Genomic DNA, 16,231 nt, shown 5'->3' with positions numbered 1-16,231 from the left:
CGCCACACGGCCCATCCGCCCAAGTCTTTAGAACGCGTTCTAAATCGTAGGAACTGCCTGACGCCAACGCAAGGCAGCGCCGGTTGATCCGCGCGAGCATGCCGCCAGCAGACTCCGCAGCGCCTGGGGACGGAGCGGTGCCCATGCACCTGGTGAAGCGATCACGGTGGGCCACAGTGGCCGTCGCGGCCTTGTTGTGCGCGGTTGCGGCCACAGCGCCGGCGGCCTTCGGCGCACCCCCTGGCACCGGCGCCAACCGCGGCGCGCTCACCTTTCCCGACGACGAGAGCGCGCACTTGGCGAGTTGGGACTACTGGTGGGGTGCCGCCAACCTCGTCACCACCTCCGGCAACCGCTACGTGCTGGCCATCGCCTACACGCAACAAGACGGGCTGGTGAGCTCCAGCTACGCGCTGTACCCCCTGCAAGGCGCCTACCGCGGGCAGGGATTCATGAGCGACGACGGCCCGGCCGACTGGGGCCACACCGCATCGGGTGACCAACTCGTCCACAACATGACGTGGGACCTGCCGGGTGCGCAGCAACGGCTCCGCCTCGACACCGTCGACGCCACCGCCGGCAACCGCCTGATCGACCGGTGGCAGCGCACCAACCTCGCTGCGCCCACCTACCGGCTCACGCTCGACCAGCCACACGCCCGGATGTTCCCGGGCGGCGAACCCATCGACATCCAGGCCGACCTGCACGCCACGATGGCCGACCCACCACTGCTCGCGGGTGGCACCGGCCGCTGGTTCTACGGCGTGCCCGAAGACTTCGGCTTGCCGTCGCGCGGCTTCCAGTACCAGCAGGTGGCGCGCGTGCTCACGGGCGGCTTCACCGTGCGGTGGGCCGACGGGCGGACGATCGCCGAGCAGGTCGACCCGGCCCGTTCCACGCTGTCGATGACGCACGAGTCGAACCCGGTGGAGGACATCCCCGTGGGCCTCGGGCTCGCGATCTCGACCCAGCTGCACGCCCGGTACCTGCAGTACTACAACCTGCAATGGCCGTGGGAGCTGGTGTACGCCGACCTCGGCAACGGCGCGCAGCTCATGTTCGACGTGCAGGCCTACCACGACACCCCGAACGGGCTGATGCGCCAGCTCGGCGTCGACCCGAACCAGCCGACGTATCGGGTGCTCGCCACGCTGCGGTTGCCGAGCGGCGTGTCGGTGCCTCTCGACCGCGAGCTGCACGTCGAGCACCTCTCGTACCGCCACCTCGACGGCGTCTCCGGCGCACTGCTGCAAGGCGTGGGGCTGCAGCGCACGCTGGAGAGCCTCGTCACCCAAGCTTGGCAATACCGGGTGAGCTACGGCGGCGGGACCCTCGCCACACCCGACGGCGGCCACGTGACCGTGCCCGCGTTCGATCTCGGCCTCGACCCGGCGTTCTCTCGCACCGAGCCACTGGCCGACCCTCACGGCAACCGCCTCGTGCAACGGGTGCCGTTCGACGTGTCGGGCTCGTACGACGACTGCCCCGTGCACGGCTTCGCGTGGTCGGAGGTGCTGGTCAACTGGTACGGCTGGGAGGGCCGCGACCCCTGGTTCACCGGCGGCGACCTGCCCGAGACCCCAGCCCACTGCGGCGATCCGGTGGCCGCTCCCCCATCCGGGCCACCCGGCGACCTCGACCCCCCGGCCACCACCAACGGAGCGCCCGACGGGGCCACCGACGGCTGCGAAGCGAGCTACGACAAGACCCGGCGATGCCGATACGTCGCGCACCACGCGGGCCTCGTGACCGGGTCGGGCGACCTGCCAGACGGCTGGACGGTCGCCATCGATCGGCCCGGGCTCGCCGACCTCATCACCATCCACAGCCACGGCGGGTTCGAGTCGTACATGTGCGGCACGATCCGCCCAGGCGACACGGTCACGGCGACGGCGGCGACACCCGGGGCCGACGTGTCGGTCGGCGACAACGGGCTCTGCTTCTGACGGCTCCTCGCGGCGCAGCACCCGCAGCGCGCGCCAACCGTCAGCCGGCGTGGACGATGCGGTAGTTCGCGATGAACAACAGCACGCCGGCGGCCACCACGAAGATGTGCCAGACCTCGTGGTAGCCGAACCACTTGGGCGACAGCACGGGACGCCGGAGGCTGAACAAGATGGCCCCGACGGTGTAGAGCGCACCGCCGGCCGCCACCAGCAAGAACAAGGTGGGCCGGTGCACCAGCGACGGGAACGCGATCAGCCCGGCCCAGCCGAGCACGATGTACACCGCGCCGCCCACCTTGCGGTAGCGGAACCCGAACGTCTTCAGGGCGACGCCGCCGAACGCGCCTGCCCACATGATCGCCAGCGCCGGCCAGCGCAGCGGGTCGCGCAACACCAGCACGGCGATCGGGGTGAATGTGCCGGCGATGAGCACGTAGATCATCGAGTGGTCGACTCGCTGCATGATGCGCCGGGCCCGCGGCGACTTCGCGAACACGTGGTACGTGGAGCTCACGAAGTACAGCAGCACCGCGGCCGACGCATAGATCCACGCCGACACCCGCGCGCGGGTGGTGGGCGCGGCGCCTACGATCCACACGAGCCCGACCAACGAGCCGATCAGCGCGAGTTGGTGCAGGCGACCGCGTAGCTTCGGGCGCGCGAACACCTCCGCCGCCGTCTCCACGGCCGACTCGACCGCCGATTCGACTGCGGCACCCACCCGCTCGACACGGGAGCCGGGATGCTGCTCGCGCGACATGCCTCCAGCCTAGGTGGCCACCCGGGTGGTTCGTCAGGCCGGGGGTTGGCGGGCAGCGCGCTCAGGCGCCGTTGGCGAGCGCCTGGTACGCGCCGAAGATGCAACCAATGGCCCGCATGTCGCCCGTGGTGCCGCCCGTCATCTTGTTCATGGTGTACGTGACCGTCATACGGGCGTCGCGATCGATCAAAGCGATCGACCCGCCCCAACCGCCCCAGAAGAAGGCGCGCTCGTTGGCGCTGAGCGGCGTCGCCTCGCTCATCAGCCCGAACCCGATGCCGTAGCGCATCGGCCAGCCGAGCACCGCGTCGATCCCGTTGGTCTGCTCCTCGAGCACGCGGTCGAGGGTCTTCGCCGACATCAGGCGCACGCCGTCGACCTCACCGTCGCACGCGAGCGCCGAGTGCACCCGGCCGACGGAACGGGCGTTGCCGGTGCCACCGGCCGCGGGGATCTCCGCGGCCCGCCACCACCGCTCGTTGGGCTCGTTGCCGGTGAGGGGGCAGCTCGCGAGCGCCCTGAGGGCCAACGGGTCGACGTCGCCGCCCGTGAGCGGGTTGCTGCCGGCGGTCAGACCCATGTCGGGCGGGTACAACTGCGCGACGCGGTCGTCGGCCTCCTCGGGCAGGCCGATGTAGAAGTCGGCACCGAGCGGGCCGGCCACTTCGTCGGCGAAGAACCGGCCGAGCGTGCGGCCGGTCACGCGGCGCACGATCCCCCACTCGAGGAATCCCTGGGTGATCCCGTGGTACCCCGACTTGGTGCCGGGCTCCCACCAGGTCTCCTGGGCAGCCAGCACGGCGCACGCCTTGTCGGGGTCGGCGAGGTCGCTCGTTTGGATCGCCGGATCCCAACCGGGCAGCCCGGCGCTGTGCGCAAGCACGTGGCGCACGAGCACGCCGTCTTTGCCGTTGGCCTTGAACTCGGGCCAGTACTCGGCGACCGGCGCGTCGAGGTCGATCTCGCCACGGTCGGCGAGCATCAACATCGTGATCGCCGCCATCGTCTTGGTGGTCGACCAGACGTTGACGAGCGTGTCGCGCTCCCACGGCTCGCCCGCGTCGTTGCGGGTGCCGGCCCACAGGTCGACCACGGGGACGCCGTCGCGGGTGACGTACACGCTCGCCCCCACTTCCAGGCCGCTGTCGAAGTTGGCAGCGAAGGCGTCGCGGACCGGCGCGAAGGCCTCGTCGCAACTGCCGTGGATCTCGGTGGCCATGTGGGCTTTCCCCCTGCCCGGGTGGAGCGGAAGTCCGGGCACGGGCAGTTCAGCACGTCGGCTGCGGGGTCTGCGACCCGGTGCCCGCCACATTCTCGCGATTTGGTTGCGGGGGACGGTGCGGCGGGGTGGCTGTGCGGCGGGGTGGCTATGCGGCGGGGATGGGGGACGTCTCGAACTGGGTGCGGTACAACTCGGCGTAGAGGCCGTCGCGGGCCAAGAGGTCGGCGTGGCGGCCACGCTCGACGATGCGGCCGCGGTCGAGCACCAGGATCTGGTCCGCGTTGCGGATCGTGGAAAGGCGGTGGGCGATCACCAGCGACGTGCGGCCTTCGAGCGCACGATCGAACGCCCGCTGCACAGCTTGCTCCGACTCGGAGTCGAGGTGCGCGGTGGCCTCGTCGAGCACCACGAGATCGGGGGCCTTCAACAGCAGGCGGGCGATCGCGATGCGCTGCTTCTCGCCGCCGGAGAGGCGGTAGCCGCGGTCGCCGACGAGGGTGTCGAGTCCGTCGGGCAACGAGTCGACGAGGTCGGCGATCTGGGCCTGTTCGATTGCGTGGCGCAGCTCGGCGTCGGTGGCGTGGGGCTTGGCGTAACGCAAGTTGTCGCCGATGGTCTCGTGGAACAGGTGCGCGTCCTGTGTGACGACGCCGACGGTGGCGCGCAGCGAGTCGAACGTGACGTCGCGCACGTCGACGCCCTGGAGGCGAACGGCGCCCGACCGCACGTCGTACAGGCGGCTCACCAGGTGACTGATCGTGGTCTTGCCGGCACCGGACGGACCGACCAGCGCCACGAGCTGGCCCGGCTCGGCCTCGAAGGACACGTCGAACAACACTTGCTGGTGCGGAGGGTTCTCGAGCACCGCCACCGCTTCGAGCGACGCCAACGACACTTCCGACGGCACGGGGTAGCTGAAGCCGACGTGGTCGAACTCGAGGCTGGTCGGACCTCGACGCAATGCTTGCGCATCGGCCCGCTCGTCGATCATCGGCGGAAGGTCGAGCACCTCGAAGACCCGTTCGAATGACACGAGCGCGGTCATGACGTCGACGTTGACGTTCGACAGCGAGGTGAGCGGCCCGTACAGCCGCGCCAAGTAGGCGGTGAGCGCGACGACCGTACCGACGTCGAGCGCGCCGTTCACTGCCGACACCCCTCCCCAGCCGTAGACGAGCGCGGTGGCCAGCGACGCGGTGAGCATCATCGACGCGAAGAACACCCGGCTGTACATCGCCGACGTGACCCCGATGTCACGCACCCGACCGGCCCGCCGCTCGAACGTGGCCGCCTCCGCCTCCGGGTCGCCGAACAACTTCACCAGTTGGGCGCCGGCCACGTTGAACCGCTCGGTCATCGTGGTGTTCATCTCGGCGTTCAGGCCGTAGGCCTCGTGGGTGATGGTGGCCAGCTTGCGGCCCACCCAGCGTGCGGGGAAGACGAACACTGGCAGCAGCAGCAATGCGACCAGCGTGATCTGCCACGACAGCACGAACATCGCCGCCAGCACGATCGCCACGCCGACGAGATTGCTCACGACGTTGGACAACGTGTCGGTGAACGCCTGCTGCGCGCCCAGCACGTCGTTGTTCAGGCGGGTGATCAGGGCGCCCGTCTGGGTGCGGGTGAAGAACGCCAACGGCATCTTCTGGATGTGGCGGAACACCTTCGATCGCATGTCGAAGATCAGGCCTTCACCCACGCGGGCCGACACCCACCGCTCGATCAGCGACAAGAAGGCCTCGGCCACGGCCAGCCCTGCCACCACCAGCGCCAGCGCGACGACGAGCCCCTTGCGACGCTCGATGATCCCCTGGTTGATGATCTCCCGGAGCAACAGGGGGTTGACGGCACCGATCACCGCGTCGACCACGATCATCACGAGGAACCCGCCCAACAGCCGGCGGTAGGGCCGGGCGAAGCCGAACATGCGACGAGCCGTGCCGGGTGCGATCTTGTGGTCGACCACCGACTGGTCGCGCCGGAACGACCGCATCATCGACCACTGCGGCCCGTGGCCAGGTGGTGGCATCGCGACTCCGTTCGGCAAGATGCAAGGGCTGGGAGTCCGTCAGCGTACCGACGGCGTCGACGAACGGCGCCGGGAGGGAACCCATGGAGATCGAGCGCACCATCGCCGTCGACGTCCCTGCCGCCAAGCTGTGGGCTGCGGTCGCCGACCCACACAGCTGGCCGGAGTGGACCGACTCGATGGAACAAGTCGAGCTCCACGGACCGCTCGCGCCGGGCACCACGGCCACCGTCAAGCAGCCGAAGTTCCGCGCCGCCAAGTGGACGATCGACGAGGTCGACGAAGGCACGGCGTTCGTGTGGTCGTCGAGCGCTGGAGGCGTGAAGTCGGTGGGCGGGCACTACGTGAAGCCGGTCGACGACAGCCACAGCGAGCTGCGCCTCACGTTCACCCAGACCGGCCTGCTCGCCGGACCGATGGGCGTGCTGTTCGGCAAGACGTTCGCCCGCTACGTCGACATGGAGCTCAACGGCCTCAAGCGCTCCGCCGAGTCGGCCTGAAGGTCCGCTGCTAACTGTACCCGGCCAGGACGCACGACGAAGGCGCAGCCAGACGCACCATTAGGAGGCGCCCGCGGCGCGCTGCTCCACCACGGCGAGGTCGCGGACGGCGTACTGGTGGTGCCACCACTCCTCGTTGACGAACGTCTCGAGCGCCTGCCAGATGCTGCGCGCCGACCTCGACCCGGGGTAGCCCGGCGCGTCGGAGTCGGGCGGCACTTCGCGGAGCTCCTCGTCGGATCTGTCTCGCAGCAGCGCCAACGCGAGGTCGGTGTTCTCGCGGCGGGCGGCGACGACTGCGTCGAGCGACGGTCGGGCGTCGATGTCGATGCCGACCGTCGACCACGGCACCGGGCCGTCCACCGACCACGTGCCCGACGCGTCGGGGAAGGCGAGCGCGAGCGCGTGGTACGGGTCGGTCTGCCCGAGGGCCGTCCGCCGCATCCACGCATCGAACCCGAACACCAGGTGCCGGAGCGTGTCGATGAACGAGAAGCCGTCGCCGACGGTCTCGCGCAGCAGCGCCGGATCGAGTGAGGCCGCGTGCTCGATCGTCGGCGTCCACATGCGGTCGAGCGCCTCGACCCCCGCGAGCATCGACGGCGCGTCGGCGATGTCGCGCAGCCGGGCCCGCTCGGGGAAACGGCGGTCGAGCTCGGCGTCGACGAGCGGCTGGATCTCGACCCCGTTGATCGTCATCCCCTGCACCCCGGTCGTGAGGTTCGGCCCCCACGCCCAGATGGTCACGTCGCTCAAGAGCGCGTCGTCGATCGACGCGCCGCTGAAGTCGACGTTGTCGAACCGGACGTGGTCGAGGCACAGCCGGGCGATGCGGCGCGGCGCGCCCTCGGCGGTCGGCACCACCCGCACCACCGAGCGGCGGGGATCACCCAGCAAGTCGACCGCGGCCGACACCTGGGCCATCCAGTTGGGCTCACCGGCGATCTCCACGACCGTGCCGTCGTCGCTCACCACGCCAGCTTGCCAGCGCCGACGACGGTCGGCCCCGTGCACCGACAGCCGGGGGCCACGGGGGCCGGGTGTGCGAACCTTGGCCCCGCATGCTGCACCCCGACCGTCTGCTGCCCGCCGACCCCGCGACCCGCCGCGTTGCCCGTGCGCTGCACGACCACACACGGGCGCTGCCGATCGTGAGCCCCCACACGCACTGCGACGCGGCGACCTTCGCCGACGACGCGCCGATCAGTGATCCAGCGGTCGAGCTGGTGACCCACGACCACTACTTGTTGCGGATGGCGTACAGCCAGGGGGTGCCGCTCGAAGAGCTCGGGGTGGCCCCGCTCGACGACACCGACCGAGCCGTCGACGGACGCCAGGTGTGGCGGACCTTCGCCAGCCACTACCACCTGTTTCGCGGCACCCCGTCGCGCCAGTGGCTCGACCACACCCTTGGCGAGGTGCTCGGTATCGACGAGCGCCTCGGTCCGACCACCGCCGACCGCATCTACGACGCGATGTGCGACCGCCTGGCCCGCGGCGCGTACCGCCCGCGGGCACTGTACGAACGGTTCGGGATCGAAGTGCTCGCCACCACCGACGGCGCGCTCGACCCGCTGGAAGCGCATGCGCGGCTGCGGAGCTCGGGTTGGGTGGGGCGCGTCGTACCGACGTTCCGGCCCGACGACGTGGTCGATCCCGACGGGCCCCGCTTCCACACCAACCTCGCGAGGCTCGGCGAGCTCACGGGATGCGACGTCAGCACATGGGCGGGCTACCTCGACGCGCTCCGGTCACGGCGAGCGGCGTTCATCGCCGCCGGAGCAACCGCTTCGGACCACGGGCACCCCACCGCTGCCACCGCGGACCTCGACCCGACCGAGGCGGACGCCTTGTTTCGCCGCGTGGCAGGCGGGCATCCGGACCCAGGCGACCATGAGCGGTTCCGGGCCCAGCTGCTGCTCGAGATGGCGGCCATGAGCATGGACGACGGTCTCGTGCTGCAGCTCCACGCCGGCTCGTGGCGCAACCACAACCCCACGCTGCTCGGGCGTTTCGGCCGTGACATCGGCGCCGACATCCCGATGGCGATGGATTACGTGGGCCAGCTCAAGCCGCTGCTCGACCGGTTCGGCAACGAACCTTCCTTGACCGTGGTCGTGTACACGCTCGACGAGACGACGTACAGCCGCGAGCTGGCGCCGCTGGCCGGTCACTACCCCGCGCTCCGGCTCGGTCCGCCCTGGTGGTTCTTCGACAGCCCCGACGGCATCCGTCGCTTCCGCGACCGGGTCAGCGAGACGGCCGGCTTCGCCAACACCGTCGGCTTCAACGACGACGCCCGGTCGCTGCTCACCATCCCCGCCCGCCACGACGTCGCCCGACGCGTCGATGCCGGCTACTTGGCCGCGTTGGTGACCGAGCACCGCTTGGAGGAGGACGAAGCGGCCGACCTCGCCGTGGACTTGGCCTACCGGCTGGCCCGCGACGCCTTCCGAGTCGCTTCGTGACGCCGACCGCGGTGGTGCTGGTGGGGCTCATGGGCGCCGGAAAGTCGACGGTCGCCCGGATCGTGGGCAGCGAGACGGGCCGGCGGGTGGTCGACTCCGACGACTCGGTGGAAGCGTCGACCGGCCAGACAGTGCGAGAGCTGTGGGAGGCGGGCGGCGAAGCGTCGTACCGCACCCTCGAGTCGGCGGCGGTGCTCGACGCCGTCCGCGCCGGCGACCCGGTGGTCGTCGCCGCGCCAGGCGGCGCGGTCCTCGACCCCGCGGTCCGCGAGGCGCTCCGCGACGCGTTCGTGGTCTGGCTGCGCGCCGACCCGGCCGTGCTCGCCACACGCGTGCGACCCGGCGACCATCGGCCGCTGCTCGGCGAGCACCCGGCACAGGTGCTCGCCAAGATGGCCGCGGACCGTTCCGGCCTGTACGGACAAGTCGCCGACGCAGTGGTCGACGTCGACCGGCTCGACTCGGCCGAGGCAGCACGGTTGGTGCTGGTTGCGATCGACGCCGCGCGCCGACAACCGGATGCGGCCGACCGAGACTGACCACACCGCTCGAAGGGACGCGCATGTTGCGACCATTGGACAACGCACGCCGGGAGGCCCGCCGGCTCGACGGGCTGTGGGACTTCGCCATCGACCCCACCGGCGCGGGCCGCCGCGACCGCTGGTGGCTGGCCCGACTGCCCGGCGCCCTCGCCATGCCTGTTCCGGCCAGCTACAACGACGTGCTCGTCGATCCGGAAGTGCACGACCTCGTCGGCGACGCCTGGTACCAGCGATCCGTGCACGTCCCCCGTGGGTGGGAGGGCCAGCGGATCCTCCTGCGGTTCGACGCGGCCACGCACCGCGCCACGGTGTGGGTCGACGAGCACGAGGTCATGGCACACGAAGGGGGCTACACGCCGTTCGAGGCCGACGTGACCGCGCACCTCACCCCCGGCCGCGAGCACCGCGTGACGGTGGTGGTCAACAACGAGGCGCCAACTCGTTCCGCACGTCGCACTATCCCTACGCCGAAGAGATCCTCGACCGCGCCGACCAGCTCGGGCTGGTGGTCATCGACGAGACGGCTGCCGTCGGCCTCAACCTCGGCATCAGCGGCGGTCTGTTCGGCAGCGGTCCTGCCCGCACGTTCAGTGACGCCACGATCAATGCCGAGACCCAGCGCGTGCACCGCCAAGCGATCGAGGAGCTCGTCGCCCGCGACAAGAACCACCCGTCGGTCGTGTTGTGGAGCGTGGCCAACGAGCCCGAGTCGCACACCGACGAGGCGAGGGCGTACTTCGCGCCACTGTTCGACGCCACCCGGACGGCCGACCCGACCCGGCCGGTCGGCTTCGTGAACGTGATGCTCGCGCCGCCCGACCGCTGCAAGGTGACCGAGCTCGCCGACATCGTGATGGTGAACCGCTACTACGGCTGGTACGTGGGGTTCGACCTCGACGAGGCCGAGCAAGGACTCGAGACCGAGCTGCGCGCCTGGGCGGCCAAGCACCACAAGCCGATCCTCGTCACCGAATACGGCGCCGACTCGATCCCCGGGCTGCACTCGGTCGACGCCGCGCCGTGGACCGAGGACTACCAAGCCGCCGTGCTCGACCGCTACCACCGGGTCTTCGACCGGGTCGACGAGGTCGTCGGCGAGCACGTGTGGAACTTCGCCGACTTCGCGACGGCACCGTCGATCATCCGCGTCGAAGGAAACAAGAAGGGCGCGTTCACCCGCGACCGCCGTCCCAAGGCCGCCGCCCGACTGCTCCAACGACGGTGGCGGGGCGAGACATCCACGTGATGCAGCGCTTGTCGACCGCCACGCTCGGATCCGCCCGCGGCGTGCAGGTTCCCGGCTACGACCGCAGCTCCCCGCCGGTCATCGTCCACCTCGGGCTGGGGGCGTTCGCACGGGCCCACCTGGGCGTGTACGCCGACGAGCTGTGGGCGACCGGATGGCCCGCAGGGATCCACGGGGTGTCCCTGCATCGTGCGGCTGCCGAGCAGGCGTTGGCGCCGCAGGACGGGTGGTACACGGTGTCGCTGCGGGAGCCAGGCGTGGCGCAAGGCTCCCGGCTCGTGGGCTCGGTCGTGGCGGTGTCGACAGGCCAGGCCGCGGCGATCGACGCGATCGCCGATCCGTCGGTGCAGCTGGTCACGCTGACGATTACCGAAAAGGGCTACGACCCCGCTGGCGACGACCCGTCGACCGCGCCCGCGGTGCTGGCGCGCGCACTCGACCAGCGACGACGCCGCGGTTTGCCGGCACCGCTCGTCGCCTCGCTCGACAACTTGCTCGACAACGGCCGCGCGCTGGCCGATCGGGCGCTCGCCGAGGCAACGCGGATCGACGGCGAGCTGGCCGAGTGGGTCCGGCGCGAGGTGGCGTTCCCTTGTTCGGTGGTCGACCGGATGGTGCCCGCCACCACCGACGCGGACCGGGCCGATGTCGCCAGCCGTCTCGGCCTCGCCGACCACGCCGCGGTGGTCGCCGAAGCCCACCGGTCGTGGGTCATCGAGGCCGTCGACGGGCTGCCGCCCCTCGCCGATGTGGGGGTCGTCGTCACCGACGACATCGAGCCGTACCAACGTCGCAAGCTGTGGCTGCTCAACGGCCCCCACTCCGCACTCGCGTACACGGGGATGGTCTCGGGCCACACCACGATCGCCGAGGCCGCCGCCGACCCCGACCTGGCGGGCTTCGTGCAGGGCTACATCGACGACGTGCTGGAAGTCGCCGGCCTCGACGCGCTCGACGGTCGGCAGTTCGCCGCAGATGCGCTGCACCGCTTCGCCAACGTCGCCCTCGGCCACACCTGCGTCCAAGTGGGAGCCGACGGATCTCGCAAGCTGGCGCAGCGCCTGGCGCCGGTGGTCGCGGTCCGACAAGCACGGGGCCTGCCGACCACCCGGTTCGCCAAGGTCGCAGCCTGCTGGCTCGCAGCGGCCGGCGGACTGACGCTCGGCGGGACTGGTGCGGGCCGCCGTCGCCTTCCACCGGTGCAAGACCCGGTCGCCGCCGAAGTCGGCGCCGCGCTGGCCCGCGGCAACGACCACGCCGCGGTCCACGTCGGCCTCGCGACGGCCACGCCGAGGTTCGCCGCGCAGGTCGCGCGTGCGCTCGACGGGCTGCGGCGCGACGGTGGGCGCGTGCTGTTCGAGGTGTCCGACCGTCCATGACCGGCTCCGGCGACCACCGCGATCCCCCACCACGACCCTCTGGGCACCGGGACAGTGCGATGCTCGGCGGGGTGGGCGAGCTCCTCGGCGAGGCCGACCTTCGCGCGTTCGTGCGTCGCCACCTCGACCGTGTCGGCCTCGACGATCGGTCGCTCTGCCTGGTGATCCCCGACGCCACCCGTTCGTGCCCGCTGCCGCTGCTCCTCGGCGCCATCGTCGACGCGGTCGCCGACCGCGTGCGGTCGTGCACCGCGGTCGTCGCGCTCGGAACCCACGCACCGCTCGACGGCGACGCGCTCCGGCGCCTGGTGGGCGGGTCCGACCTCCAGGTGGTGAACCACGCCTGGTGGGACGACGACACGTTCGCGGCCGTGGGCCAGCTCGACGCCGGCACCGTCAAACGGCTGTCGGCAGGACGTCTCGACGAAGCGGTGGACGTGCGGATCAACCGCCTCGTGATCGACCACGACGTCACGCTGATCGTCGGCCCGGTGCTGCCGCACGAGGTGGTGGGGTTCTCCGGCGGCAACAAGTACCTCTTCCCCGGTTTGTCCGGGCCGGAACTGATCGACGTCACCCACTGGTTGGGCGCACTCATCACCAGCGCCGAGATCATCGGCACACCCGGTATCACGCCGGTGCGCGCCCTGGTCCACGCGGCCGCCGAGCTCGTGCCGGGAGAACGTCACGCGCTGTCGGTCGTGGTCCACCCCGACACGGGCGGCCTGGAAGCCGTCACATTCGGCGATCCGGTCGCGTCGTGGGAGGCCGCCGCGCGGGTCGCGGCCAAGTCGCACGTCATGTACCTGCCCGAGCCTGTGCAACGGGTCCTGTCGCTCGTGCCCAGCCGCTACGACGACATGTGGACGGGCGCCAAGGGCTTCTACAAAGTCGAGCCGGTGGTGGCCGACGGTGGCGAGGTCGTGGTGTACGCCCCCCACATCACCCAGATCTCGGCGATGCACCCGGGCCTGGACGAGCTCGGCTACCACTGCCGCGACTACTTCTTGGCACATTGGGACCGCTACCGCGACCACCGCCGCGGGGAGCTCGCCCACTCCACGCACCTCTACGGCGCCGGCACGTACGACCCGGAACGAGGCGAGGTCCCACGGGTGAAGGTCACGCTCGCCACGTCGATCCCCGAAGACGTGGTGCGGCGGGCCAACCTCGGGTGGCTGGACCCCGCGGCGGTCGACATCGACCGCTGGACGGCTGACCCCGGGGCGTTGGTGGTGCCCGATGCCGGCGAGGTGCTGTACCGGCTGGGACCTGCGCCTGGCGCGACCTGACGCGATCCGGCGCGCGAGCGCGAGTCGCCTCGGCTCGTGCCGTGCGCGGAGCGGGAGGGATTCGAACCCCCGGACCCTTGCGGGCCGCTCGCTTTCAAGGCGAGTGCATTCGTCCGCTCTGCCACCGCTCCGCCGCCCATCGTAGGAGGGTCCCCGCACCTCGAGGTGCGGTGAGAAGCGGGGGCGCCCCCGTTGCCCCCAGCACACACCGGGGTGGGTTGGGCGGGCACCCCGGCCGGTCAGGCGGGTTGGAGGCCGGGCTCGGTCAGGCGCTCGCCGTGGAGGACCTCGGCGGCGGCGCGTTCGCCGGAGCGGACCGCGCCGTCCATGTAGCCGCTCCACACCGGCGAGGTCTCGGTGCCGGCCCAGTGGATGCGTCCCACCGGCACGCGGAGCGCCTTCCCATAGCTGGTCCATACCCCCGGCGCGAAGTGGGCGCCGTAACAGCCGCGCGTCCATTGCTCCGCGGTCCAGTCCTGCTCGATGTAGTCGACCGGGCGGGCGGCCTTGGGCCCGAAGTACCGCACGAAGCAGTCGAGCACCTCGTCGCGGCGCTCGGCCGGTGCCATCCGCGACAGTCGCCGCGCGTTCTCGGCCTCGATGAAGCCGAGCAAGATGCCCGGGTCGCCGTCGGGCGTGCAGTTGTCGAACGTGGCGCGCACCGCGCCGACGTCGCCCGCGGCTTGCCCGCTGAACCCGTCACGCCGCCAGAACGGTTCGTCGTAGATCGCGAGCGCCTTGATGACCGACCCCATCGGCGCCTTCTGGGTGAGCTGGTCGCGCAAGCTGGGCAGGGGCGGGTCGTAGTCGATCCGGCCGGCCAACATCGGCGGCACGGCCACGATCACACGGCGGGCGGTGACGACGGCGTCGCGACCGAACACGTGCACGCGGTCGCCGTCGTGCTCGATGCGCAGGACCGGCGAGCTGAGGCGGACCGCGTCGGCGCCCAGCTTGGACGTCAGCGTGGCCGCCATGCGCAGGCTGAGCTCCTGCGACCCGCCGATGAATCGGTCCTGCTGGGCGCCGCCGACCACGTCGGTGAGGTAGCGGAAGCCGCCTGCCGACCGCACGTAGAACAGGAAGTGGAGCAGCGACACCTCGTTGGGCTCGCACGCCATCACGCTCTGGGCGAACAGCTCGACCGTCATGCGACCCATGTGGGTGTGGACATGACGGCCGGCCCACGACGCCAGCGTCTGGGAGTCGAGCCGGCGGGCACCGCGGGCATCCCACGGCGCGTCGAGCGGGACGCGCTTGGAGAGGCGAGCAAGCGAGGCCATCGCCGTGGCGACGTCGAGCAGCCCGATCGGGTTGATGTGGGGGGTCATGCCCGCGTAGGCGACGCGGCGCCCGCCGATGTGGAGGATCCGGCGACCCTCGTCGTACGTGGGGTGGGTGTCGACGCCGAGCGAGCGGGCGAGCGCGAGCACGTGATCTTGGGTGGGCCCCACCCACTGGCCGCCGATCTCGACCACTTTCCCGTCGCCGAGGTCGTGGTTCCACGTGCGGCCGCCGACACGGTCACGAGCTTCGAGGACCCGGACGGTGAGGCCGGCGTCGACCAGGTCCATCGCCGCCGTCAGCCCGGCGAGCCCGGCGCCGACGATCGCGACGTCGACCTCTTCGCCCACAGGCCCAATGCTCACCATCGCCTCCAGATCGCGCAGCGGGTCGGACCAAACCTGACGCCGCCGTCAGGAATTGTGCCCCAACTCGGCCGTGTCCTTCCACCCATCGCCTGCAGGTTCCTTGCCGGCCGATGCGGACCGGCACGTTCCCGGCGCCGGCTGCCCGCCGCGGGAATGCAATCGCCGCCCCGGCGGTTAGGCTTACTTGCACACGCAACTACTTGGAGGTGGCCATGCCCGCCGTAACCGCCGACACGCTCACCCTCGCGAAGATCGCACGCCCGACGGCCGACGTGCGGCAGCGGCCCGTCGCCTCGGTCACCACCGCCCCCAACGGCTTCGAGGGCGAAGGCTTCCCGGTGCGGCGCGCGTTCGCTGGCGTCTCGCTCACCGACCTCGACCCGTTCATCCACATGGACCAGATGGGCGAGGTCGACTACGCCCCCGGCGAGCCCAAAGGCACCCCCTGGCACCCGCATCGTGGCTTCGAGACCGTCACGTACATGATCGACGGCACGTTCCTCCACCAGGACTCCCACGGCGGCGGCGGTGTGATCACCGATGGCGCGACGCAGTGGATGACCGCCGGGAGCGGCTTGCTCCACATCGAGACCCCGCCGGAAGAGCTGGTCGTCAGCGGCGGGCTGTTCCACGGCATCCAGCTGTGGGTCAACCTCCCGTCGAAGGACAAGATGATCACGCCCCGCTACCAAGGCCTCGAGGCTGGCGACGTCCAGTTGCTCTCGTCGGACGACGGCGGCGCCCTCGTGCGCCTGATCGCCGGCGACATCGCCGGCCACAAGGGCCCGGGGTCGACGCACACCCCGATCGTCGTCGCCCACGCCACCCTCGCCCCCGGGGCGCAGATGGTGCTGCCGTGGCGAGCGGACTACAACGCGCTGGCCTACGTCCTCGACGGCGCCGGCACTGCAGGCACGGAGGGCGCGCCCATCGTGGTCGGCCAGCTCGCCCGCTTCGAGGGCGGCGAGGCCATCACGCTCACGGCCGCGCCCGACCGCCAGCTCGACGTCCTGCTGCTCGGCGGCCGCCCGATCGGGGAGCCCGTCGCGGCGTACGGGCCGTTCGTCATGAACACCCGCGCCGAGCTCCAGCAGGCGTTCGAGGACTTCGACGCCGGCCGCCTCGGCACCGTCCCCGCCGACGGCATCCAGCCGTTCCGCGCCTGACCCCGACCCTGCTGTGAGCACTTGAC

The 16,231-nt window shown here is 71.0% G+C and carries 13 protein-coding genes and 1 tRNA gene; 8 read left to right on the top strand and 6 right to left on the bottom strand.

Annotated features, from left to right (window positions below):
• Positions 1-143: 143 nt before the first annotated feature.
• A complete protein-coding gene (locus VHA73_09215; GenBank protein ID HVX18199.1) occupies positions 144-1,946 on the top strand; it encodes a hypothetical protein in 1,803 nt (600 codons plus the stop codon).
• 40 nt (positions 1,947-1,986) lie between these two features.
• Here the strand turns inward: VHA73_09215 and VHA73_09210 are convergent, their stop codons facing one another.
• From VHA73_09210 to VHA73_09200, 3 genes are all read right to left on the bottom strand, one after another.
• Positions 1,987-2,706: a hemolysin III family protein gene (locus tag VHA73_09210; GenBank protein ID HVX18198.1), complete on the bottom strand. Its 720-nt coding sequence runs from the start codon at positions 2,704-2,706 to the stop codon at positions 1,987-1,989.
• Between the two features lie 61 nt (positions 2,707-2,767).
• Positions 2,768-3,925: a serine hydrolase domain-containing protein gene (locus VHA73_09205; GenBank protein HVX18197.1), complete on the bottom strand. Its 1,158-nt coding sequence runs from the start codon at positions 3,923-3,925 to the stop codon at positions 2,768-2,770.
• Positions 3,926-4,073: 148 nt separating this feature from the next.
• Positions 4,074-5,960, bottom strand: a complete 1,887-nt coding sequence (locus VHA73_09200; GenBank protein HVX18196.1) for an ABC transporter ATP-binding protein — start codon at positions 5,958-5,960, stop codon at positions 4,074-4,076.
• 83 nt (positions 5,961-6,043) lie between these two features.
• On the opposite strand from VHA73_09200, the gene VHA73_09195 reads away from it, so the two are divergent.
• Complete coding sequence (locus VHA73_09195; GenBank protein ID HVX18195.1) at positions 6,044-6,460, top strand: SRPBCC family protein; 417 nt, start codon at positions 6,044-6,046, stop codon at positions 6,458-6,460.
• 60 nt (positions 6,461-6,520) lie between these two features.
• On the opposite strand, the gene VHA73_09190 is transcribed toward VHA73_09195, so the two are convergent.
• Positions 6,521-7,432, bottom strand: coding sequence for a DinB family protein (locus VHA73_09190; protein HVX18194.1), 912 nt, complete (start codon positions 7,430-7,432; stop codon positions 6,521-6,523).
• Positions 7,433-7,521: 89 nt separating this feature from the next.
• Here VHA73_09190 and uxaC point away from each other — a divergent pair, with 89 nt between their 5' ends.
• The 5 genes from uxaC to VHA73_09165 all read left to right on the top strand — a co-directional run bounded on the left by uxaC (position 7,522) and on the right by VHA73_09165 (position 13,387).
• Positions 7,522-8,928: a glucuronate isomerase gene (gene uxaC, locus VHA73_09185; GenBank protein HVX18193.1), complete on the top strand. Its 1,407-nt coding sequence runs from the start codon at positions 7,522-7,524 to the stop codon at positions 8,926-8,928.
• On the top strand, positions 8,925-9,467 hold the full coding sequence (locus VHA73_09180; protein ID HVX18192.1) for a shikimate kinase: 543 nt from the start codon (positions 8,925-8,927) through the stop codon (positions 9,465-9,467). Before uxaC ends, VHA73_09180 begins: the two co-directional genes overlap by 4 nt.
• Positions 9,448-10,716, top strand: coding sequence for a glycoside hydrolase family 2 TIM barrel-domain containing protein (locus tag VHA73_09175; protein HVX18191.1), 1,269 nt, complete (start codon positions 9,448-9,450; stop codon positions 10,714-10,716). Before VHA73_09180 ends, VHA73_09175 begins: the two co-directional genes overlap by 20 nt.
• Positions 10,716-12,095 carry a mannitol dehydrogenase family protein gene (locus VHA73_09170; GenBank protein HVX18190.1) on the top strand — a complete coding sequence of 460 codons (1,380 nt, stop codon included), beginning with the start codon at positions 10,716-10,718 and terminating at the stop codon, positions 12,093-12,095. The genes VHA73_09175 and VHA73_09170 overlap by 1 nt, the downstream gene beginning before the upstream one ends.
• Before the next feature lie 71 nt (positions 12,096-12,166).
• Positions 12,167-13,387: a lactate racemase domain-containing protein gene (locus tag VHA73_09165; GenBank protein ID HVX18189.1), complete on the top strand. Its 1,221-nt coding sequence runs from the start codon at positions 12,167-12,169 to the stop codon at positions 13,385-13,387.
• Positions 13,388-13,433: 46 nt separating this feature from the next.
• Here VHA73_09165 and VHA73_09160 read toward each other — a convergent pair.
• Both VHA73_09160 and VHA73_09155 read right to left on the bottom strand, forming a co-directional pair.
• Positions 13,434-13,518: transfer RNA gene (locus VHA73_09160), tRNA-Ser, on the bottom strand.
• 108 nt (positions 13,519-13,626) lie between these two features.
• Positions 13,627-15,021, bottom strand: coding sequence for a flavin monoamine oxidase family protein (locus VHA73_09155; GenBank protein HVX18188.1), 1,395 nt, complete (start codon positions 15,019-15,021; stop codon positions 13,627-13,629).
• Positions 15,022-15,251: 230 nt separating this feature from the next.
• On the opposite strand from VHA73_09155, the gene VHA73_09150 reads away from it, so the two are divergent.
• Positions 15,252-16,205: a pirin family protein gene (locus tag VHA73_09150; GenBank protein HVX18187.1), complete on the top strand. Its 954-nt coding sequence runs from the start codon at positions 15,252-15,254 to the stop codon at positions 16,203-16,205.
• Positions 16,206-16,231 lie beyond the last annotated feature (26 nt).

The organism is Acidimicrobiales bacterium (assembly GCA_035547835.1).
Lineage (GTDB): Bacteria > Actinomycetota > Acidimicrobiia > Acidimicrobiales > Iamiaceae > DASZTW01.
The sequence above is the reverse complement of the archived record's forward strand: the minus strand, read 5'-3'. Positions and strand labels throughout refer to the sequence as shown.

Excerpts from the sequence above, each read along its gene's own strand:
- VHA73_09215 (HVX18199.1), top strand. The coding sequence starts at position 144 with ATGCACCTGGTGAAGCGATCACGGTGGGCCACAGTGGCCGTCGCGGCC.
- VHA73_09210 (HVX18198.1), bottom strand. The coding sequence starts at position 2,706 with ATGTCGCGCGAGCAGCATCCCGGCTCCCGTGTCGAGCGGGTGGGTGCC.
- VHA73_09205 (HVX18197.1), bottom strand. The coding sequence starts at position 3,925 with ATGGCCACCGAGATCCACGGCAGTTGCGACGAGGCCTTCGCGCCGGTC.
- VHA73_09200 (HVX18196.1), bottom strand. The coding sequence starts at position 5,960 with ATGCCACCACCTGGCCACGGGCCGCAGTGGTCGATGATGCGGTCGTTC.
- VHA73_09195 (HVX18195.1), top strand. The coding sequence starts at position 6,044 with ATGGAGATCGAGCGCACCATCGCCGTCGACGTCCCTGCCGCCAAGCTG.
- uxaC (HVX18193.1), top strand. The coding sequence starts at position 7,522 with ATGCTGCACCCCGACCGTCTGCTGCCCGCCGACCCCGCGACCCGCCGC.
- VHA73_09175 (HVX18191.1), top strand. The coding sequence starts at position 9,448 with ATGCGGCCGACCGAGACTGACCACACCGCTCGAAGGGACGCGCATGTT.
- VHA73_09170 (HVX18190.1), top strand. The coding sequence starts at position 10,716 with ATGCAGCGCTTGTCGACCGCCACGCTCGGATCCGCCCGCGGCGTGCAG.
- VHA73_09150 (HVX18187.1), top strand. The coding sequence starts at position 15,252 with ATGCCCGCCGTAACCGCCGACACGCTCACCCTCGCGAAGATCGCACGC.